This window comes from Streptomyces lydicus, from assembly GCF_004125265.1.
Taxonomy (GTDB): Bacteria; Actinomycetota; Actinomycetes; order Streptomycetales; family Streptomycetaceae; genus Streptomyces; species Streptomyces lydicus_C.
This window is the reverse complement of record NZ_RDTE01000003.1, coordinates 3,907,838-3,926,939: the sequence shown is the minus strand read 5'-3', so window position 1 is coordinate 3,926,939 and position 19,102 is coordinate 3,907,838. Positions and strand designations below refer to the sequence as shown.

Sequence of the window (19,102 nt, the reverse complement as noted above, 5' to 3'; positions counted from 1 at the left end):
CCCTGAAACGCCGTCATACAGGGCGCATAAAGTCCAGATGCTGCGACAAGGCTCGCACGTTCTCTCGACCGGGGCGACGGGAAAGTGATGTCTGACAGGCTAGATGGCGAAAAGTCGGAGGAGGTTGCGTGGCGTCCGCCACGCTGGCTCCGCGGTCCGCGGCCCGAAGCGGTGCCGGGGTTCGTCGGTACGGCCGGTGTGGTCGTCGGCCTGTTGAACCTCGCCGCCGGGATGTTCCCGCGGTTCCGGCACAGCCGGGTGCACGCCCTCGCGGAGGTGCTGCCGGGCGCGGTGAGCCCGCTGGCGGCCGCCGCGTCCCTCGTCGTGGGCATCCTGTTGCTCCTTTTGGCCCATGGGCTCAAGCGGCGTAAGCGGCGGGCCTGGGGAGCCGCCGTGGCGCTGCTCCCGGTGGGGATCGCCGCCCAGCTGGTCTACCGGCACTCCGTGTTCGGCGCGGTGCTCTCGCTGGCCCTGCTGGCGTTCCTGGTGTGGCACCGCAAGGAGTTCGCGGCGCTGCCCGACCCGCGCAGCCGCTGGAAGGCGGTGGCCAACTTCATCGTGCTCGGCGGCGCCGCCTTCGGCATCGGCATGATCATCGTCAGCTCCCACCCCGACCGGATCGTCGGCTCGCCCTCCGTCTGGGGCCGCGTCCAGCACGTCCTGTGGGGCCTGTTCGGCTTCGAGGGGCCGATCCGCTACACCCAGCACGTGGACTACACCGTCGGCTACTCCCTCGGTGCGCTCGGCCTGCTGACGGTCGCCACCACCGCGTACCTCGCCTTCCGCCCCGAGCACCCGGCGGCCCGGCTGACCGACGAGGACGAGCAGCAGCTGCGCGAACTGCTCGCCCGGCACGGCGCCCGTGACTCGCTCGGATACTTCGCGCTGCGCCGCGACAAGGGCGCGGTCTTCTCCCCGACCGGCAAGGCCGCGGTCTGCTACCGGGTGATCTCCGGCGTGATGCTCGCCAGCGGCGACCCGATAGGTGATGTCGAGGCCTGGCCGGGCGCCATCGAGCGCTTCATGGCGGAGGCCAAGGCGCACTCCTGGACCCCGGCGGTCACCGGCTGCAGCGAGACCGGCGGCCAGGTGTGGACCCGGGAGACCGGGATGGACGCGCTGGAGCTCGGCGACGAGGCGATCGTGGAGGTGGCCGACTTCACCCTCGGCGGCCGCGCGATGCGCAACGTACGGCAGATGGTCAAGCGCATCGAGCGCAACGGTTACGAGACCCGGGTGCGCCGGGTGCGCGATCTGGAGCCGGCGGAGCTGGCGCAGATCCAGAAGGCCGCGGACGCCTGGCGGGACACCGATACCGAGCGCGGCTTCTCCATGGCGCTGGGCCGGATCGATGCGGTGGCCGACGGCGACGCGGTGATCGCCACCGCGCATCTGCCGGCCGGCGAGGGCGAGGAGCCCGGCCCGTACGGGGACCTGAAGGCGATGCAGCACTACGTGCCGTGGGGCGACAGCGGCATCTCCCTGGAGCTGATGCGTCGCGACCGCAGCGCCGACCCCGGTATGAACGAGCTGCTGATCGTCGCCGCGCTGCAGGCCGCCCCGGACCTCAAGATCAAGCAGGTGTCGCTGAACTTCGCGGTCTTCCGCTCCTCCCTGGAGCGCGGCGAGAAGCTGGGCGCGGGGCCGGTCATCCGGGTCTGGCGCGGCATGCTGGTCTTCCTGTCCCGCTGGTACCAGATCGAGTCGCTGTACAAGTTCAACGACAAGTTCCGGCCACGCTGGGAGCCCCGCTTCGTGGTCTTCCGCAACAGCCGGGACATCCCCCGGATCGGCCTGGCGGCGCTGCAGGCCGAGGGCTATCTGGAGCTGAGCCTGCCGCGCGTGCTGCGGCGCAGGAAGCCCGTCGAGCCGCGTCCGTGCGTGCACACGGCGGAGCCGGTCAAGGCGGCGGGCGCGGTCGAGCGGGCGGCCTGACCGACCGCCTGACCTCGCCTGACCGACCGCCTGACCGGCTGCCGGGCCAGGCGCCGGAGGGGTCCGTTCCGCGTTGCCCGGAGGGTGCCGGCGTCCGGGCGGTCCCGCAGCCGACGGCAGCAATCCGGCCGGTCGGCACACGGCCTAGGCTGGTGTCATGAGTACCTTGCGTGGCCGGGTGGCCGGACTGCCGGACTGGGAACGCTGCGCGGTGATGGGCGTCGTCAATGTGACGCCCGATTCGTTCTCCGACGGCGGTGACTGGTTCGATACCGAACTCGCCGTCAAGCACGGTCTCGACCTGGTGGCACAGGGCGCCGACATGGTGGACGTGGGCGGTGAGTCGACCCGGCCGGGCGCGGCGCGGGTGGACGAGGCCGAGGAGCTGCGCCGGGTCGTCCCGGTCGTCCGGGAGCTCGCCGCCGCCGGTGTCGTGGTCTCCGTCGACACCATGCGCGCCTCGGTCGCCGAACAGGCCGTGGAGGCCGGGGCACGCCTGGTCAACGACGTCAGCGCAGGCGCCGCCGACCCGGCGATGGTGCCCGTGGTGGCCACCCACCACGTCCCGTTCGTGGTGATGCACTGGCGGGGCCAGTCGATCGACATGAACAACCGCGCCGTCTACGGGGACGTGGTCGCGGAGGTCGTCGACGAACTCGCCCGCAGCGTGGAGCGCGCGGTGGCCGGCGGGATCGACCCGGACCGGATCGTCATCGACCCCGGCCTGGGCTTCGCCAAGAACGCGGAGCACGATCTCGCGCTGGTCGCCGGGCTGGCGCGGCTGCGGGCGCTGGGCCGTCCGTTGCTGGTGGCGGCATCGAGGAAACGGTTCCTGGGCAGGGTGCTGGCAGGGGGCGAGGGAGCTGCCCCGCCGCCGGCCCGGGAGCGGGACGCCGCGACGGCGGCGGTGTCGGCGATCGTGGCGCGAGAGGGGGCCTGGGCGGTGCGGGTGCACGAGGTCAGGGCGAGCGCGGACGCGGTACGGGTGGCCCGTGCCGTGGAGGACGCGGCGGCCCGGCGTGGCGGAACGGCCGGTACGGCCGGTACGGGTGAGATGAGCGACACGACGGCGAACACGACGGGAACGGTGTGAGCGGCTTGGGCCCACGGACGGACATCGAGCTGGTCGAGCAGGCGAACACCACGCTGTACGAGACCATCGAGCGCGGCGATCACGAGGCGCTGTCCGAGCTGTGGCTGGACGGTCAGGTGAGTGTGGTCCACCCCGGGTGGCCGGTGCTGCGGGGGCGCGGCGAGGTGCTGCGCTCGTACGCCCTGATCATGGCGAACACCGAGTACATCCAGTTCTTCCTCACCGATGTGGAGATCGATGTCGTCGGTGACACCGCGCTGGTGACCTGCACCGAGAACATCCTCAGCGGCGGGCCCGCGGAGGACGACGGTTCGGTGGGCCCGCTGATCGGCCAGCTGGTCGTGGCGACCAATGTCTTCCGGCGTACGGAGGACGGCTGGCGGGTGTGGTCGCACCACGGCTCGCCGGTGCTGGCGGACCGCGACGAGGAGGACGAGGACGACGAGGCCGGGGGAGCCGGCGACGGCGACGAGGACGCCCTCTGAGCTGGTTGCCGGGGGCTCCGGCGCCGGGGCGCGCCCGGGGCGCGGTCCGGGCGCGGCGGTGCGCCCGGGGACGTGATCAGGGGGCGGGCGGGGTGTGAGCCTTGCCATGCCGTCCGCCCTTGCGTCCGGGGCGGCGCCCTGCCCCGTCGTCAGGGGCGGGGGTCAGCCATCCGGGCGAGGGCGCACCCGTTCGAGCCAAGTGCGGCACGGGTAGGGGTGGGGCGTGTGCACGGGGGTAAGAGGCCGCGCGGACGATCTCCCGGTCTGCCGGATGCTGTTCCGAGGGGCGGCTTCTAGCAGCAGGACGGGGTCTTGTCCATAGCCCCCGTAGGCGAGGACTGTCGTTCCTCGAAGGTAGATTCGACGCCGGGGCAGTGTTGCCGGATCGCTCCGGCGGCTGCCCTGAATCCGACGAACAGTGGCGCCAGAGGTGCCGTGGACCAGTGGGAGTGATTCGCGTGGATCGTGTCGCGCTGCGTGGGCTGAAGGCCCGGGGCCACCACGGGGTGTTTCCCCGGGAGCGCGAGGAAGGGCAGACCTTCATCGTCGACCTGGTGCTCGGCCTGGACACCCGCCCGGCAGCGGCCGCCGACGATCTCGCGAAGACCGTGCACTACGGCGTCGTGGCCGAGGAGGTGGTGGCCGTCGTGCAGGGCGAGCCCGTCGACCTCATCGAGACCCTGGCGGAGCGCATCGCCGGCCAGTGCCTCAAGCACGAGGGCGTGCAGGAGGTGGAGGTGGTGGTGCACAAGCCGGACGCGCCCATCACCGTCCCCTTCGATGACGTGACCATCACCATCACTCGGAGCCGAGTATGAATTCCGCCCGTCAGCCGACCACCACCACTGATGGCACCGCCGTGCGGCGCCCCCAGCCCGGTGACCCGACCGTACAGCCGGTGCCCGCCTCCGTCGTGGAGCAGGTGGACGCCGCGGATGTGACGCTCTCCAACCCCAAACGCGCCGTGATCTCGCTCGGCAGCAACCTCGGCAACCGCCTGGAGACGCTGCAGGGCGCCGTCGACGCGCTGGAGGACACCCCTGGTCTGCGGGTCAAGGCGGTCTCCCCGGTCTACGAGACCGAGCCGTGGGGCGTCGAGCCCGGCTCCCAGCCGACGTACTTCAACGCCGTGGTGCTGATCAAGACGACGCTGCCGCCGGCCTCCCTCCTGGAGCGCGGGCACGCCATCGAGGAGGCCTTCGAGCGGGTCCGCGACGAGCAGTGGGGTCCGCGCACGATCGATGTCGACATCGTGGCGTACCAGGATGTGCTCTCCGACGACCCGCGGCTGACGCTGCCGCACCCGCGCGCCCATGAGCGGGCGTTCGTGCTGGCGCCCTGGCACGACATCGAGCCGGAGGCGGAGGTTCCGGGGCACGGCGCGGTGGCCGCGCTGCTGTCGGCCGTCGGCCGTGACGGGGTGGCACCCCGGGCGGACCTGGAACTGCGGCTGCCGGAGTAGCCGTTAGGGTTGCGGGTCGGTTCCCTGCGGGATGCATGCGTACGGGACGGACAAGGCGGCCATCACGGCAGGAACGGTCGCCTCGGCAGGGATGGTCATGACGGCGCGAGGGGCGATCGCTCGGTGAAGCAGCTACACATCAAGGTGCTGGTCGGGCTGTTTCTGGCGGCCGGGGTGCTGGCATGGGGAGGCGCCCGGCTGTGGGACTCCCTCGGCACCCTCCCCAGTGTCCCGGTGGCCGCGCCGATCGTGCTGGCGCTGATCGCCGCGGTGCTCGCCGCCACCGCGTTCGCGCTCCGGGCGCGGCTGCGCGCGCAGCGCGAGCGTCGGCCGGGCGCCAAGGGCGTCGATCCGCTGGTGGCCGCCCGTGCGGTGGTCTTCGGCCAGGCGAGCGCGCTGGTGGCCTCGCTGGTCGCGGGGCTGTACGGCGGCGTCGGCGTGTTTTTGCTGACCACCGGCCTCGATGCGGTGCCGCGCCGGGACCAGGCGATCTACGCCGGTCTGTCGGTGGCCGCCGGGGCGGCGGTGGTCGCCGCCGCGATCTTCCTGGAGCGGGTGTGCAAGCTCCCGGAGGACGAGGGCAACGGGAACGGGAACGGCGGAGCCGATGTGTCGGTGTGAGGCCGGCGGGGTCGCCGCAGCGGCCTGAGGCCGGTGCGGCCTGAGGTTGGTGCGGTCGGTGCGGTCGGTGTGATCGGTGTGATCGGTGTGTCCGCACCTCCTGTGCCCGCCGGGATCTGATCCCGGGTCATGGCCGGTGCCGGTTACCGCACGCGGGTTCAGCCCCTGGCCCATGCGCGCTGAATGAACCGGTCCGGGCGAGACGGTGGCGCCCCCGGCAAGACGGTGAAGGTCCTGTGGAAGCCCACGCGGACGCTGACGGCCGAAGACCTGATCACCCTTGAACCGCAAGGCCGATGCCGAACGACCCGAGCCCGCGGATGCCGCACCGGCTGACGCGGAGTCCAAGATCTGGTCGAGAAGTAACCAGCGGGAAACGGATTCGTGTGCACGGCCCCATAGATCCCGCACGCACGGTAAGTTTCTGGCCATGCCACGAGGACGCCACCGCCAATCACCACCCCTCCACCGGCTGCTTCCTCCCGCGACGGTCGCCGGTGCGTCAATAGCCTGCGCCGCGGGCGCGTGGTGTGTCGGCGACGATCTGGTGCAACGGGTGCTCGCCGCCGGCGCGGCGGCCGCCGCCCTCACCGGCGCCGTCCTCCTGCGGACCTGGGACCGTACGGCCGGCCGACGGGTCGCCGAACTGGACCGCGCCCGGGTGCGCGACGAGTGGCGCACCGAGGAGCGGATAGCCGAACTCGAAACGGATGTGGAGGAATCCCGCGAGCGCCGCGCCGCCCTGGACGCCAAACTCCGTGCGAAGCGCGCCGAATTGGCCCGGCTGCGCACCGAACACGCCGACCTGCTGCGCCGTTACGCCACCGCCGAGACCGAGCGGGCCAGCGCACTGGAGGGCCGCCGGCTGCTCGCCATCGAGGCCGCCGCCCCCGCCAAGGCGCTGCCGGCCGCCGCCGCTCTGCCCCGCGCGCTCGACTTCGTCCGGACGGGGGAGACCTCGACGGCTTCGTTCCCGGTCCGGCGCGAGGCCGCCGCGAACGGCGACGGCCAGAACCCGGCGGCATCCCCGGTCCGGGCCACCGCGACCTTCGCCGAGGCCGACCGGGCGCTGCGTCAGCTGGCCCGCAACGCCGCCCGGCAGCGCACCGCGCAGAAGGCCGCACGCCTGGCGCGGGACGGCGCCGGTGCCGGTTTTGAAGGGGCCGCCACCACCCGGTCACGCGAGGCCGGGGAGGGCCGGGACGGTGAGAACGGCCGGGGGAACCCGCCGGCGGCCGCCGCACCGCGCACGGGCGACGCACCAGCCCGTACGGCCGCCGCCCCCGGACCCGCGCTCCGCCCGGTCCCGGCCACCGCCGCCGCCCTCGCCCCGTCCCGCCCCGCCGCATCCCGCGCGCAGGGCGGCTTCGACTTCTTCGGCAATGCGACCGCTTCCGGTTCCCGGGAGCAGGCCAGGCCGCTGGAGGACGACCTGGCGGATGTCGTCGGCGATGAGGCGCTTGCCGAACAGTCGGCCCGTGCGCGGGCGCGTACGGCCCGCGCGGCCCGTACGGACGCGCGTCCGCAGCAGTCCCGGGAGGGCGCCGCGGCCGATGGCGAGCACATCCGTGACGCAAACGCCCGTGACGGGCAGCCCCGAGACGAGCAGCAGGCGGGCGGCGGGGACGCGGACGAGCAGGCCGACGGCACCACGACCGCGGGCACCGGCGAGGTCATCGACCTGACCGCGCACGACGAGACCGAGCAGTTCGCCTTCGGCTCCCTGCGCAGCGCCATTTCCTGACCCGGACTGACGGCCGCCCGGTCCCGGAGCGTTCACCCGCTCCGGGACCGGGCGGCTTTCGGCAGGCCCGGGCCCGCAGCTGACGAGCAGGGCGCAGAGGCGGCCGTCCCGGCTACTTGTCGATGTCCCCGACGACGAAGAAGAACGAGCCGAGGATGGCGACCATATCGGCGACCAGCGTGCCCGGCAGCAGTTCCACCAGCGCCTGGATGTTGTTGAACGACGCCGAGCGCAGCTTGAGGCGGTAGGGGGTCTTGTCGCCCTTGGAGACGAGGTAGTAGCCGTTGATGCCGAGGGGGTTCTCGGTCCAGGCGTACGTCGCGCCCTCGGGGGCCTTCAGCACCTTCGGCAGCCGCTGATTGACCGGCCCCGGCGGCAGCTGTGCGATCCGGTCCAGGCAGGCATCGGCGAGATCGAGCGCGTTGTGGCTCTGCTCCAGCAGGCATTCGAAGCGGGCCAGGCAGTCGCCCTCCTCGCGGGTGACGACCTTGAGCGTGGACTGCAGCTCCCCGTACGCCAGATACGGCTCGTCGCGCCGCAGGTCGAAGTCCACACCGGAGGCCCGGGCGATCGGCCCGGAGACGCCGTACCCGTGCACCGTCTCCGGCGCGAGCACCCCGACGCCGCGGGTCCGGCCGCGGAAGATCTCGTTGCCCAGGACCAGGTTGTCGAAGACGTCCATCCGGGAGCGCACCTCGGCGACGGCGTGCCGGGCCCGGCCGAGCCAGCCCGCCGGCAGGTCCTCCTTGAGGCCGCCGACGCGGTTGAACATGTAGTGCATCCGGCCGCCGGAGATCTCCTCCATCACGGACTGGAGCTCCTCCCGCTCACGGAAGGCGTGGAAGACGGGGGTGATCCCGCCGAGCTCCAGGGGGTACGAGCCCAGGAACATCAGATGGTTGAGCACCCGGTTCAGCTCGGCGAGCAGCGTCCGCAGCCATACGGCACGCTCCGGCACCTCCATACCGAGCATCCGCTCGACGGCCAGCACCACGCCCAGCTCGTTGGAGAACGCCGACAGCCAGTCGTGCCGGTTGGCGAGCATGATGATCTGGCGGTAGTCGCGCGCCTCGAAGAGCTTCTCGGCGCCGCGGTGCATATAGCCGATCACCGGCTCGGCGTGCTGGATGCGCTCGCCGTCCAGGACGAGGCGCAGCCGCAGCACGCCGTGCGTCGAGGGATGCTGCGGGCCGATGTTCAGCACCATGTCGGTGCTCTCCGCCGCGCCGCCGATGCCGACCGTCGTCTCCGTCATGGGAACAGTCTTGCAGCACGCCGGCGCGGGAGCCGCCCTGGCCCTCAGGCGGCGTCCGGCGGCCCGAGCAGGCCCGCGCACGCTCCGCCCACCGGCTCCAGGAGCCAGCCGAAGCCGCCGAGGCCCGCCGGATCGGTCAGTTCCGCCGCCGCCCCGGCCGCGCTCAGGGCCCGTACGTAGCCGGCGGGGTCGGCGGCGGCCATCGCGAGCGGCGGCCGGCGGCCGTCCACCCCCAGGGCGCGCAGCGCCGTGCGCTGGGTCAGCCGCTGCGCCGAGGGCCCGGCGCAGGCGTCCAGCGCCACATGTGCCGTGATGTCGCAGCTCCCGTCCGGTACGGGCGCCACCTCGCGGCCGTCGCGGAAGCCGGTGAGTGTGCCGAAGGGCGGCCGGCCGCCCCGCTCGTGCGCATAGTCGACGGCGACGGCGAGCCCGGCGCGCAGTGTGCGGACGGCCTGCGCCCAGGCCTCGTCCCGGGGCCGGCCGATCTCGGCACGCAGCCCGGGGGAGGCGGCATCCGGGGCGTCCACGGCTCCGCCCGCGGGCGGCGGCGCCCACCACCGGCCCAGCCACTGTGCATCCGCGCCGTCCACCGGATCGCCCAGCCGCTCCGTGCCGTCGGCGCGTACGAGAACCCGGCACGGCACCCCGTCCGCGTCCGTCTCGACGACATCCACCGGCACATTGTCGAGCCATTCGTTCGCGAACAGCAGGCCGGTGACCGAGTCGGGGGCGGGCAGCTCGCCGCGCCAGGCGATCCGCGGGTCGAGGCCTGGGGGGCGCGCGGCGCGTTCGACCGCGCACGGGCGCAGCCGCGCGGCCACCTCGCCGGGCAGCGCGGCCAGCACACCGGTCAGCAGCTCGCCGCGCCCCGCGCCCACATCGACCAGGGCCAGCTCGTCCGGACGGCCCAGCGCGGTGTCCACCCGGCACAGGAGGGTGGCGACGGCTTCGGCGTAGAGGGGGGAGGCGTGCACGGAGGTACGGAAGTGGCCGGCCGGGCCGGGGCCCCCGGGGCGCGTGTAGAAGCCGTCGCCGGGACCGTACAGCGCCCGTTCCGTGGCCTCGCGCCACCCGCACCACTCGTTCGTCACCCGCCCCACGGTACGGGCGGGCGCTGCCCCGCGCGGACGGGCTGGTACCCGGTCCGTCCCCCTTCCCACACATTCGGCGCAGGGAGTCTCCACCTTGGGGAGTAGGCCCGGCGCGCAGGATCGCTCCTCCGGTTGACTCGTACACGTATGCGTGGTGCCTACGCTGGGTTACGTGCAGCGCCTCTATGACTTCCTCCGCAGGCACCCGACGGGAGTGGACACCTTCTGGGCCGTCCCCCTGCTCGGGTTCAGCGGCCTGTGGGCACGGACCGAGGAGGGCAGCCACCAGATCTTCGGCGTGATCTTCTCGGTCGGCCTGTGCCTCGTCCTCGCGCTGCGCCGCAAGGCCCCGGTGCACATGCTGCTGCTCACGGCGGCCATCGGCGTCGGCCAGCTGATCACCGGTGTCCAGATCGTTCCCGCCGACTTCGCGATGTTCGTGATCGCCTACACCGTCGCGTCGGCACCCGCCGTCCCCCGCTGGGCCTCCCGCTGCGCCCTCGTCGGCGCCCTCGTCGGTCCCGCCCTCTCCACCATTCGCTTCAATGACGCCTTCGGCGCGCAGACGATAGGCCACAGCCTGTTCGGCACCGCGCTGTTCACCGTGCCCTTCGTCCTGGCCTGGGTGCTCGGCGACTCCATGCGCACCCGCCGCGCCTACTGGGCGCAACTGGAGGAGAAGGCCGCCCGGCTGGAGAAGGAGCGCGAGGCCCAGTCCCGGATCGCGGTCGCGGCCGAGCGCGCCCGTATCGCCCGGGAACTCCACGATGTCGTCGCCCACAACGTCTCGGTGATGGTCGTCCAGGCCGACGGCGCCGCCTACGTCCTCGATGCCGCGCCGGAGCAGACCCGGCAGGCCCTGGAGACGATCTCCGGCACCGGACGCCAGGCGCTGGCCGAGATGCGCCGGTTGCTGGGCGTCCTGCGCACCGGCGAACAGCCCGAGGGCGGCGAATACGTCCCCCAGCCCGGCGTGGACCAGCTCAGCGACCTCATGGAGCAGGTCCGCGGCGCGGGGCTGCCGGTTGACTTCCAGGTCGAGGGCGAGGCGAGGGAGCTGCCCAGCAGCGTCGAACTCACCGCCTACCGCATCGTCCAGGAAGCCCTCACCAACACCCGCAAACACGGCGGCCCCGCCGTCGGCGCCACCGTCCGCCTCTCTTACCGGGACGACGATCTAGATCTGCTCATCGAGGACGACGGACGGGGCGCGCAGCGCGAGCTCTACGAGGAGGGCGGGGCGGACGGCCTCGGCCACGGCCTGATCGGGATGCGCGAGCGGGTCGGCATGGTCGGCGGCACCCTGGCTGCCGGACCGCGGCCGGGGGGCGGCTTCCGGGTCAGCGCCGTCCTGCCGCTCAAACCGGTGCGGTGAGCGGGATGACGACCGGACCGGTCGCCGCGGCCGGCCGGCCCGGCGACGCTCACCCGGGAGTCCGGCCCGCCGCTCTTCACCCCGTACGCTCGGCCTCCATTCCTGTACGAAAGGACCCCCTGCCCATGACCATCCGTGTGATGCTCGTCGACGACCAGGTGCTGCTGCGCACCGGTTTCCGGATGGTGCTGGCCGCACAGCCCGACATGGAGGTCGTCGCGGAGGCGGGGAACGGTGTGGAAGCCCTGGAGGTGCTGCGCGCCACCCAGGTCGACGTGATCCTCATGGACGTCCGGATGCCGCATCTGGACGGGGTGGAGGCCACCCGCCGGATCTGCCAGGGCGGGCAGAAGGCGGGCGCCCCGAAGGTCCTCATCCTGACCACCTTCGACCTCGACGAATACGCCTTCTCCGCGCTGAAGGCCGGGGCCAGCGGCTTTATGCTCAAGGACGTCCCGCCCGGTGACCTGCTCGCCGCGATCCGGGCGGTGGAGAGCGGCGACGCGGTCGTCGCCCCGTCCACCACCCGCCGGCTCCTCGACCGCTTCACCCCCATGCTGCCCGCCACCTCCGCCGAGCCGGCCCGGCCCGAGCTGGAGCGGCTGACGGAGCGCGAGCGCGAGGTGCTGCTGCTGGTCGCCCAGGGCCTGTCCAACGGCGAGATCGCGGCACGGCTGGTGCTCTCGGAGGCCACCGTCAAAACCCATGTGGGCCGCATCCTCGCCAAGTTGGGCCTGCGGGACCGGGTCCAGGCGGTGGTACTCGCGTATGAGACGGGGCTGGTGCGGGCGGGGGGAGCGGGAGGAGCGGGGGCGTAGCAGGAGCGCGCGGCGCCGGGGCGTAGCGGGAGCGCGCGCGGCACGGGGCGTGGCAGGAGCGCGCGGCGAGGGCGGGTGGCAGGCGCCTCAGCGCGCTCTGCCCTCCTCCGGGAGGAGCCGGCGGGGGTGCCGGACCGCCGTCAACGCAGCACGCCTTCAAGGAAGTCGCTGCCCAGCCGGGCCACCAACTGGAGGTCCAACTGGTGCAGCACATAGCGCCCGCGACGCCGCGTCTGGATCAGCCCGGCCTTCTTCAGCGTGGCGATATGCCGTGAGACCTCCGGTGACGTGATCCCGAACGCGTGCGCCAGCTCTCCGGTCGTATGCGGCCCCCGTGACAGCGTCCGGCACAGCTGCATCCGCATCGGGTGGGCCAGCGCCTCCAGCCGCTGCTGGACGAGTTCCAGCCCGGCCGGCGCCGGCAACTCCCGGTCGGCGACCGGGTACTGGAGCACGGGGCGCCAGCCCGGGGCGTGGCCGAACAGCAGATGCGGCCAGCCGAACGACGTCGGCAGGAAGGTGACGCCCGGATCCTCGGGCCTGGAGAACGCCGTCGTACGTCCCCGGGCCAGCTTGTCGACCAGGATGCGGGTACCGCCGCTGCCGTCCTGCGCACTCTCCAGGGACAGCGCCCTCGACGTCGCGGACAGCGTCTCGGCCAGGCCCTTGTGACGCAGCAGTTCGGTCTTGTGCCGGGCATCCGCCGCCAGCTGGATACCCACCCGCCGCCAGATGTCCCCGAAGAACGCCTCCTCGCAGTCCTCGAACAGGCGGCGCAGCCAAACCCGCAGGCCGTCGGGGTCGGTGAGCATCCGGTCGGTGAAGGCCGCCTGCCGCGGACCGCGCGCGGCGGCCATCTCCCGTACCCGCGCCCGCTCGCCCGCGTCGACGAGGGGCGAGGGCGTGGCGGAGGTGTAGCTCGGCGAACAGGTGATCTCGAACGCGGCGGCCACGAACCGCTCGTCGTCGATCCTGTCCAGCTCGTCCAGCTCCGCGGCCAGCGTCGCCCCGGGACGGGCCGGCAGCAGGATGTCGGCACGGGAGGACCGCCACAGGAAGTCCGCCTCGCACAGCCGGTCGGCCAGGTCGGTCTTCAGCGCCGCGTTGGTGGCGGTGACCCAGCCGTGCAGCCCGGGGTGGTGGCTCGGCTCGGAGAGCGCATGCAGCGCGGCGCCCAGCTCCGCCAGCGGCGAAGGGGAGAAGACGACGCGCTCCGGCGGCAGCCCGGTGATGTCGATGACGTTGGCCATGCGCCCATCATGCGCGAGGCCACCACCTGCACGGACGTCGATTGACGGCTCCCGTCAATCGACGGGCCACCGGCCCCCGAACCGCCCCACAGTGAAGGACATGAACGCCGCTCAGCAGCACCTCCTCGACACCTACCGCGCCGCCCGGCGAGGTGAAGCAGCCCCACCCGCCCCGGGCACCCACACCGTCCGCACCGCGCACGAGATCCAGCAGTGGCGCCGCTTCCAAGCAGTCGTCACGGACCCCGGCAGCCGGCTTCGGGGACCAGGCCGGCGGGGCGGGCGGCCGGGCCTCACGGCCTGGCTGCGCCGCCTCACCCCCCGACCCGGCCCACGAACTCCATGAACGCCCTGACGGCCGCCCGCACCTCGCCCGCCGTCCACTCCAGGGCGGAGGCGGCAACGGTCACCTCGGTCAGCGCCACCCCGGGCGGACCGCCCGGGGCGGGCTCGAACCACCTCTGGAACAGCCCCGTCCCGGTCTCCTCCGCCTGGCGCACGACGGCCTCGTCGAGCAGCGCGGGCGGGTGCGGCAGCCACACCTGGAACTGATGGGTGTGCGGCACCTTTGGGTGCACCCTGAACCACGGGACACCGGCCCCGGTCAGGCCCTCGCCCAGCGCGCGGGCCACGACCCCGGCCTGGGCCACATACTCCGGCAGGCGCGGCAGCTCACGGTCGAGACCAATCAGGGCGGCCAGCGCGGCCGGCCACTGCTGGAACTGCCGGCCGCCGTACCGGTGCTGCCAGGTCCGCGCCTCCTCGACGAAGTCCTCGCTGCCCGCGAGCGCGGCGCCCGATATGCCGCCCAGCGTCTTGTAGAAGGACACATACACGCTGTCCGCGAGGGCCGCGATCTCCGGGAGCGTACGGCCGAAGTGCGGGCCGCACTCCCACAGCCGCGCGCCGTCGAAGTGCACCACCGCATCCCGCTCCCGGGCCGCCGCCACCACCGCGGTCAGCTCGTCCCACGACGGCAGGACGAATCCGGCGTCGCGGAGCGGGAGTTCGAGCGCGAGGGCCCCGAAAGGCTCCGCCAGGCCGGACACCTCCGCGGCGGTCGGCAGCCGCGGTGCGTCCGTCGGATGCACCATGCGCAGCCCGCTGACCACGGCATAGGCGTCGCGCTCGTGCATCTCCAGATGCGACAGCGGATGTCCGGCGACCGTGGCGTTGCCCGTACGCCCCGCCCAACAGCGCAGCGCCACCTGCTGGGCCATCGTGCCGCTCGGGAAGAAGGCGGCGGCCTCGGTGCCCAGGGCATCGGCGGTCCGGCGTTCCAGCTCGCCGACGATGCTGTCCTCGTCGCCGTAGAAATCGGGCCGGCTGTCCAGGTCGTAGCCGGCCGGAGCTTCGGCCACCAGGCGGTCCAGCCGCTCGCGGACCGTCTCCAGCGACGCGCTCCCCGTCAGCAGCCGCTCCGCGCCACGGAAGGCGGCCAGCCTCCGCGCGAGCCCGGCCGCTGCGGTCTCCCCCTCCCCGGGAGCGCCGCTCGTGACGCCTGGGTCTGTGGTGCCTGGGCTCGTGCCGTCTGGACCTGTGGTGTCCGAGCCCGTGACCCCCTCGCTCGCGCCCGCTCCCGTGACGCCCGCGCCCGCTTCCTTCATGTGCCTCATGTGTTTCTACGCCCCCCTGCCTGCTGCTTCTCTCCCGGCCCGCGGCAGCGCCGCTGCCATGCCGCTGCCATGCCTCTGCCACGCCGTGGCCATTCCTCCGCGCGGGCACTGCACCGAGCATCGCTCAGACCCGTGCGAAGCCGCGACCCCTGTGGATAACTTCATGAGAGACCCCCGTCTCACCTTCCGTAAAGCTCTGAAGGCCGCCGGAAACACTCGCGTAGCATGGCGAGGAATCGTCCGGTACCCCCCGCGGACTGGAACGGAAGGCCATCGCCGCGTGAATGCAATGCCACCCACCGAGGCCCAGGACCGCCCCGCCCGGCTTACCGTCGGAGTCGTCGGCGCGGGCCGTGTCGGGCCCGCCCTCGCCGCTTCGCTGCAGCTCGCAGGGCATCGTCCGGTTGCCGTGTCGGGCGTCTCCGACGCCTCCGTACGGCGTGCCGCCGAGCTGCTGCCCGATGTCCCGCTGGTCACCCCGGCCGAGGTGCTGGCCCGCGCCGACCTCGTGCTGCTGACCGTCCCCGACGACGCCCTGGCCGACCTGGTGAGCGGCCTCGCCGAGACCGGCGCCGTAAGGCCCGGCCAGCTGCTGGTGCACACCTCGGGCCGGTACGGCACCGCGGTGCTGGACCCGGCCACCCGGGCCGGCGCCCTGCCCCTCGCCCTGCACCCGGCCATGACGTTCACCGGCACCTCCGTGGACGTCCAGCGGCTGGCCGGCTGCTCATTCGGGGTGACCTCGCCCGACGAGCTGCGGATGGCCGCCGAGGCACTGGTCATCGAGATGGGCGGGGAGCCCGAGTGGATCACGGAATCGGCGCGTCCGCTCTACCACGCGGCGCTCGCCATCGGCGCGAACCACCTGGTCACGCTGGTGGCCCAGTCGATGGAGCTGCTGCACGACGCGGGTGTGCAGGCCCCGGACCGGATGCTGGGGCCCCTGCTCGGCGCCGCTCTGGACAACGCACTGCGCTCCGGTGACGCGGCGCTGACCGGCCCGGTCGCCAGGGGGGACGCCGGCACGGTCGCCGCCCACATCACGGAGCTGCGCCGGCATGCGCCGCAGAGCGTCGCCGGGTACGTCGCCATGGCCCGTACGACCGCGGACCGGGCCCTGGACCACGGTCTGCTGAAGCCGGAACTGGCCGCGGACCTCCTTGATGTGCTCGCCCAAGGCCCCGACGCCCCCGACCACGGCCCCGAGGGAGGCGACCGATGACCGCCGCGCCGCGGACTCCGGACCCGGACCAGCCCATGGACGGGGGCCGGGCCCGCCGCCCCGCCGACGCCGGCCACGCCGCCCCGCCCGCCGACGCCGGTCACCCCGCACAGGCCATGGACACAGGCCACGCCGCCCCGCCCCTGGACGCAGTCCATCCCGTCCACCTCGTCCACACCGCCGCCGCCCTGCGCGACCTGCCCCGCCGCGCCGGCGCGCGCGCCGTCGTCATGACCATGGGCGCACTGCACGAGGGCCACGCCACCTTGATCCGCGCCGCCCGTCGCCGGGTCGGTCCGGGGGGCCAGGTCGTCGTCACGGTCTTCGTCAACCCGCTGCAGTTCGGCGCGGGGGAGGACCTGGACCGCTATCCGCGCACCCTCGACGCGGATGTCGAGCTGGCCGCGGCGGCCGGCGCGGACGTGGTCTTCGCCCCGTCCGCCGACGAGGTCTACCCCGGCGGAGAGCCGCAGATCCGGATCGCCGCGGGGCCCATGGGCACCCTCCTGGAGGGCGCCAGCCGCCCCGGCCACTTCGACGGCGTACTGACCGTGGTCGCCAAGCTGCTTCACCTGACCGCGCCGGACCTCGCCTTCTACGGCCAGAAGGACGCCCAGCAGCTCGCGGTCATCACCCGGATGGCCGCCGACCTCAACTTTCCCGTCGAGATCATCGGCGTCCCCACGGTGCGCGAGGAGGACGGCCTCGCCCTCTCCAGCCGCAACCGTTACCTCTCGGCCCCGGAGCGGAGCACCGCGCTCGCGCTGTCGGCGGCGCTGTTCGCGGCCCGCGACCGGCTCGCCGCCGAGGAGGCGCTGCGCGCCCGCGCCGCCTCCGTGGGCCATGCGGCCCAGCACCGTTCCGCCGCCCTGGCCGCCCTCGGCGAGGACCGGGCGGCCGCCGACGCGCACGCCGTCGCCTACGCCGCCGCCGGCCCCCTGCACGGCCCCTCCGTGGCGCGCGCCGCGGCCCGCGCGGTGCTGGAGGACGCCGCCCGGTTCGACCCGCCGCTCACGCTGGACTACCTGGCCCTGGTCGACCCGTCCGATTTCACCGAGATCCCGGATGCGTACGAGGGCGAAGCCATCCTCGCGGTCGCGGCCAAGGTCGGCAGCACGCGGCTCATCGACAACATCCGTCTCGTCTTCGGAGCCGGACGCCCGCAGGGAACGAACGCCCACCGTAGTGACGCCACCGGGCACGACGGCGCCACTACGGACGCAGCCACTTCCGCCGCACCCGCCGCACCCCCCACCACCCCTCAAGGCCCCCTCGGAGCGACCCGATGACCGCCACCGGAACAGGCACCGGCCCCGACAGCGGAGCGGGCACCGGCCCCGTATCAGGCACCGGCATACGCCTGAAGGCCCCCGCCCCCGGCTGGTCCATCGAAGCGGATGTCGTGGTCGTGGGCTCGGGAGTGGCGGGGCTGACCGCCGCGCTGCGCTGCGCCGCGGCCGGCCGCCGCACCGTCGTCGTCACCAAGGCCCGCCTGGACGACGGCTCCACGCGCTGGGCGCAGGGCGGTATCGCGGCGGCTCTGGGCGACGGCGACACCCCGGAACAGCATCTGGCCGACACCCTCGTGGCAGGCGCCGGACTGTGCGACGAGGCGGCCGTACGGACCCTGGTCACCGAGGGCCCGGACGCCGTCCACCGGCTGATCCGCACCGGCGCCCGCTTCGACACCGCACCGGACAGCGACGAGATAGCGCTCACCCGCGAAGGCGGCCACCACCGCCGTCGTATCGCCCACGCCGGCGGTGATGCCACCGGGGCCGAGATCTCCCGCGCGCTCGTCGAGGCGGTCCGCGCCGCCGGGCTGCGGACCATCGAGAACGCCCTCGTCCTCGACCTGCTCACGGACGCCGACGGCCACACGTCCGGCGTCACCCTGCACGTCATGGGGGAGGGCCAGCACGACGGCGTCGGCGCCGTCCACGCCCCGGCGGTGGTGCTCGCCACCGGGGGCATGGGACAGGTCTTCTCCGCGACCACCAACCCGGCGGTCTCCACCGGCGACGGGGTGGCGCTGGCGCTGCGCGCCGGCGCGGAGGTCTCCGACCTGGAATTCGTCCAATTCCACCCCACCCCCCTGTATTTGGGCCCGGACGCGGAAGGCCAGCAGCCGCTGATCTCCGAGGCCGTACGGGGCGAGGGCGCACACCTCGTCGATGCCGGCGGCACCCGGTTCATGGTCGGGCAGCACGAACTCGCCGAGCTGGCGCCGCGCGACATCGTCGCCAAGGCGATCATGCGCCGGGCGCACGAACAGGGCGTCGAGAACATGTATTTGGACGGCCGGCACTTCGGCGCGCAGATGTGGGAGACCCGTTTCCCCACCATCCTCGCCGCCTGCCGAAGCCACGGCATCGACCCGGTCACCGAGCCGATACCGGTCGCCCCGGCCGCGCACTACGCCTCCGGCGGCGTACGCACCGACCTGCGCGGGCGCACCACGGTCCCGGGCCTCTACGCCTGCGGCGAGGTCGCCTGCACCGGCGTCCACGGCGCCAACCGGCTCGCCTCCAACTCCCTCCTGGAGGGCCTGGTCTTCGCGGAGCGGATCGCCGCTGACATCGCCGAAGGCCCCGCCCCGGCGCGCGCTACGGAGCCCGACCGGGCGTCCACCACGGATCCCGCTCCGGCGTCCGTCACGCACTCCGACCCGGCGCCCACCCCGGCGCCCGCGGCAGATCCCGCCCCGGCATCCGCGCCGCGCACCACCCTCCCCCTCCTTGCCCCCGAGACCCGTACCGCCGTGCAGCGGATCATGACCGCCGGAGCCGGTGTGCTGCGCAGCGCCGGGAGCCTCGCCCGCGCCGCCGCCGAACTGGACCGCCTCCACCGCGAGGCGACGGAGGCCGGCGCCGACACCACCCACAAGTCCCCGGAGCCCGGCGTGGAGGCCTGGGAGGCCACCAACCTCCTGTGTGTCGCCCGGGTGCTGGTCGCCGCGGCACAGCGCCGCACGGAGACCCGCGGCTGCCATTGGCGCGAGGACCACCCGGACCGGGACGATGCCTCCTGGCGCCGACACTTCCGCATCACCCTGGAAGCGGACCGCGCGCTGACCCTCCACACCACGGAGACCGCCGCTTTCCCGCCGACCACGGCCTCCTGACCACCGGTCCA

Annotated in this window: 17 protein-coding genes; 13 read left to right on the top strand and 4 right to left on the bottom strand. The window is 73.5% G+C overall.

Annotated elements, in window-relative coordinates:
• Nucleotides 1-87 precede the first annotated feature (87 nt).
• The 7 genes from D9V36_RS19630 (at nt 88) to D9V36_RS19600 (ending at nt 7,340) form a co-directional block, all read left to right on the top strand.
• Nucleotides 88-1,935: a phosphatidylglycerol lysyltransferase domain-containing protein gene (locus D9V36_RS19630; RefSeq protein ID WP_129294925.1), complete on the top strand. Its 1,848-nt coding sequence runs from the start codon at nt 88-90 to the stop codon at nt 1,933-1,935.
• Between the two features lie 157 nt (nt 1,936-2,092).
• Nucleotides 2,093-3,028: a dihydropteroate synthase gene (gene folP, locus D9V36_RS19625; protein ID WP_241720944.1), complete on the top strand. Its 936-nt coding sequence runs from the start codon at nt 2,093-2,095 to the stop codon at nt 3,026-3,028.
• A 5-nt stretch (nt 3,029-3,033) separates the two neighbouring features.
• Entirely contained in the window at nt 3,034-3,513 is a 480-nt protein-coding gene (locus tag D9V36_RS19620) for a nuclear transport factor 2 family protein (RefSeq protein ID WP_129294924.1), read from the top strand.
• 458 nt (nt 3,514-3,971) lie between these two features.
• Nucleotides 3,972-4,331, top strand: coding sequence for a dihydroneopterin aldolase (gene folB / locus D9V36_RS19615; protein WP_088799195.1), 360 nt, complete (start codon nt 3,972-3,974; stop codon nt 4,329-4,331).
• Nucleotides 4,328-4,975 carry a 2-amino-4-hydroxy-6-hydroxymethyldihydropteridine diphosphokinase gene (gene folK / locus D9V36_RS19610; RefSeq protein WP_241720943.1) on the top strand — a complete coding sequence of 216 codons (648 nt, stop codon included), beginning with the start codon at nt 4,328-4,330 and terminating at the stop codon, nt 4,973-4,975. Before folB ends, folK begins: the two co-directional genes overlap by 4 nt.
• Before the next feature lie 123 nt (nt 4,976-5,098).
• Nucleotides 5,099-5,596, top strand: coding sequence for a DUF3180 domain-containing protein (locus tag D9V36_RS19605; protein WP_129294923.1), 498 nt, complete (start codon nt 5,099-5,101; stop codon nt 5,594-5,596).
• 430 nt (nt 5,597-6,026) lie between these two features.
• A complete protein-coding gene (locus tag D9V36_RS19600) occupies nt 6,027-7,340 on the top strand; it encodes a hypothetical protein (protein ID WP_164992982.1) in 1,314 nt (437 codons plus the stop codon).
• Between the two features lie 112 nt (nt 7,341-7,452).
• Here the strand turns inward: D9V36_RS19600 and D9V36_RS19595 are convergent, their stop codons facing one another.
• Together D9V36_RS19595 and D9V36_RS19590 are read right to left on the bottom strand one after the other, a co-directional pair.
• Nucleotides 7,453-8,595 (bottom strand): NADH-quinone oxidoreductase subunit D, encoded by a 1,143-nt coding sequence (locus D9V36_RS19595; protein ID WP_129294922.1) that lies wholly within the window; start codon nt 8,593-8,595, stop codon nt 7,453-7,455.
• A 44-nt stretch (nt 8,596-8,639) separates the two neighbouring features.
• Nucleotides 8,640-9,686 carry an SAM-dependent methyltransferase gene (locus tag D9V36_RS19590; RefSeq protein ID WP_129294921.1) on the bottom strand — a complete coding sequence of 349 codons (1,047 nt, stop codon included), beginning with the start codon at nt 9,684-9,686 and terminating at the stop codon, nt 8,640-8,642.
• 172 nt (nt 9,687-9,858) lie between these two features.
• Here D9V36_RS19590 and D9V36_RS19585 point away from each other — a divergent pair, with 172 nt between their 5' ends.
• Both D9V36_RS19585 and D9V36_RS19580 read left to right on the top strand, forming a co-directional pair.
• Nucleotides 9,859-11,061, top strand: coding sequence for a sensor histidine kinase (locus D9V36_RS19585; protein ID WP_129294920.1), 1,203 nt, complete (start codon nt 9,859-9,861; stop codon nt 11,059-11,061).
• Nucleotides 11,062-11,186: 125 nt separating this feature from the next.
• Nucleotides 11,187-11,879 (top strand): response regulator, encoded by a 693-nt coding sequence (locus D9V36_RS19580; RefSeq protein ID WP_129294919.1) that lies wholly within the window; start codon nt 11,187-11,189, stop codon nt 11,877-11,879.
• 140 nt (nt 11,880-12,019) lie between these two features.
• On the opposite strand, the gene D9V36_RS19575 is transcribed toward D9V36_RS19580, so the two are convergent.
• A complete protein-coding gene (locus D9V36_RS19575; RefSeq protein ID WP_129294918.1) occupies nt 12,020-13,129 on the bottom strand; it encodes a DUF5937 family protein in 1,110 nt (369 codons plus the stop codon).
• Nucleotides 13,130-13,229: 100 nt separating this feature from the next.
• Here D9V36_RS19575 and D9V36_RS19570 point away from each other — a divergent pair, with 100 nt between their 5' ends.
• Nucleotides 13,230-13,475, top strand: a complete 246-nt coding sequence (locus D9V36_RS19570) for a hypothetical protein (protein ID WP_129294917.1) — start codon at nt 13,230-13,232, stop codon at nt 13,473-13,475.
• Here the strand turns inward: D9V36_RS19570 and D9V36_RS19565 are convergent.
• On the bottom strand, nt 13,444-14,745 hold the full coding sequence (locus D9V36_RS19565; RefSeq protein ID WP_241720942.1) for a threonine aldolase family protein: 1,302 nt from the start codon (nt 14,743-14,745) through the stop codon (nt 13,444-13,446). The genes D9V36_RS19570 and D9V36_RS19565 overlap by 32 nt on opposite strands.
• A 280-nt stretch (nt 14,746-15,025) precedes the next feature.
• Between D9V36_RS19565 and D9V36_RS19560 the strand changes: the two genes are divergently transcribed.
• The 3 genes from D9V36_RS19560 to D9V36_RS19550 all read left to right on the top strand — a co-directional run bounded on the left by D9V36_RS19560 (nt 15,026) and on the right by D9V36_RS19550 (nt 19,091).
• The gene (locus tag D9V36_RS19560) at nt 15,026-15,967 is read left to right on the top strand and encodes a Rossmann-like and DUF2520 domain-containing protein (RefSeq protein WP_129294916.1); all 942 of its coding nucleotides are present in this window, start codon (nt 15,026-15,028) and stop codon (nt 15,965-15,967) included.
• Between the two features lie 116 nt (nt 15,968-16,083).
• On the top strand, nt 16,084-17,256 hold the full coding sequence (gene panC / locus D9V36_RS19555) for a pantoate--beta-alanine ligase (protein WP_129298541.1): 1,173 nt from the start codon (nt 16,084-16,086) through the stop codon (nt 17,254-17,256).
• A complete protein-coding gene (locus D9V36_RS19550) occupies nt 17,253-19,091 on the top strand; it encodes an L-aspartate oxidase (RefSeq protein ID WP_129294915.1) in 1,839 nt (612 codons plus the stop codon). The genes panC and D9V36_RS19550 overlap by 4 nt, the downstream gene beginning before the upstream one ends.
• Nucleotides 19,092-19,102 lie beyond the last annotated feature (11 nt).

Bases quoted from the DNA above. Each gene is read 5' to 3' on its own strand.
- D9V36_RS19575 (WP_129294918.1), bottom strand. From the start codon at position 13,129: ATGGCCAACGTCATCGACATCACCGGGCTGCCGCCGGAGCGCGTCGTC.
- folK (WP_241720943.1), top strand. From the start codon at position 4,328: ATGAATTCCGCCCGTCAGCCGACCACCACCACTGATGGCACCGCCGTG.
- D9V36_RS19600 (WP_164992982.1), top strand. From the start codon at position 6,027: ATGCCACGAGGACGCCACCGCCAATCACCACCCCTCCACCGGCTGCTT.
- D9V36_RS19580 (WP_129294919.1), top strand. From the start codon at position 11,187: ATGACCATCCGTGTGATGCTCGTCGACGACCAGGTGCTGCTGCGCACC.
- D9V36_RS19550 (WP_129294915.1), top strand. From the start codon at position 17,253: ATGACCGCCACCGGAACAGGCACCGGCCCCGACAGCGGAGCGGGCACC.
- D9V36_RS19630 (WP_129294925.1), top strand. From the start codon at position 88: ATGTCTGACAGGCTAGATGGCGAAAAGTCGGAGGAGGTTGCGTGGCGT.
- folP (WP_241720944.1), top strand. From the start codon at position 2,093: ATGAGTACCTTGCGTGGCCGGGTGGCCGGACTGCCGGACTGGGAACGC.
- D9V36_RS19570 (WP_129294917.1), top strand. From the start codon at position 13,230: ATGAACGCCGCTCAGCAGCACCTCCTCGACACCTACCGCGCCGCCCGG.
- D9V36_RS19595 (WP_129294922.1), bottom strand. From the start codon at position 8,595: ATGACGGAGACGACGGTCGGCATCGGCGGCGCGGCGGAGAGCACCGAC.
- D9V36_RS19565 (WP_241720942.1), bottom strand. From the start codon at position 14,745: ATGAGGCACATGAAGGAAGCGGGCGCGGGCGTCACGGGAGCGGGCGCG.
- panC (WP_129298541.1), top strand. From the start codon at position 16,084: ATGGACACAGGCCACGCCGCCCCGCCCCTGGACGCAGTCCATCCCGTC.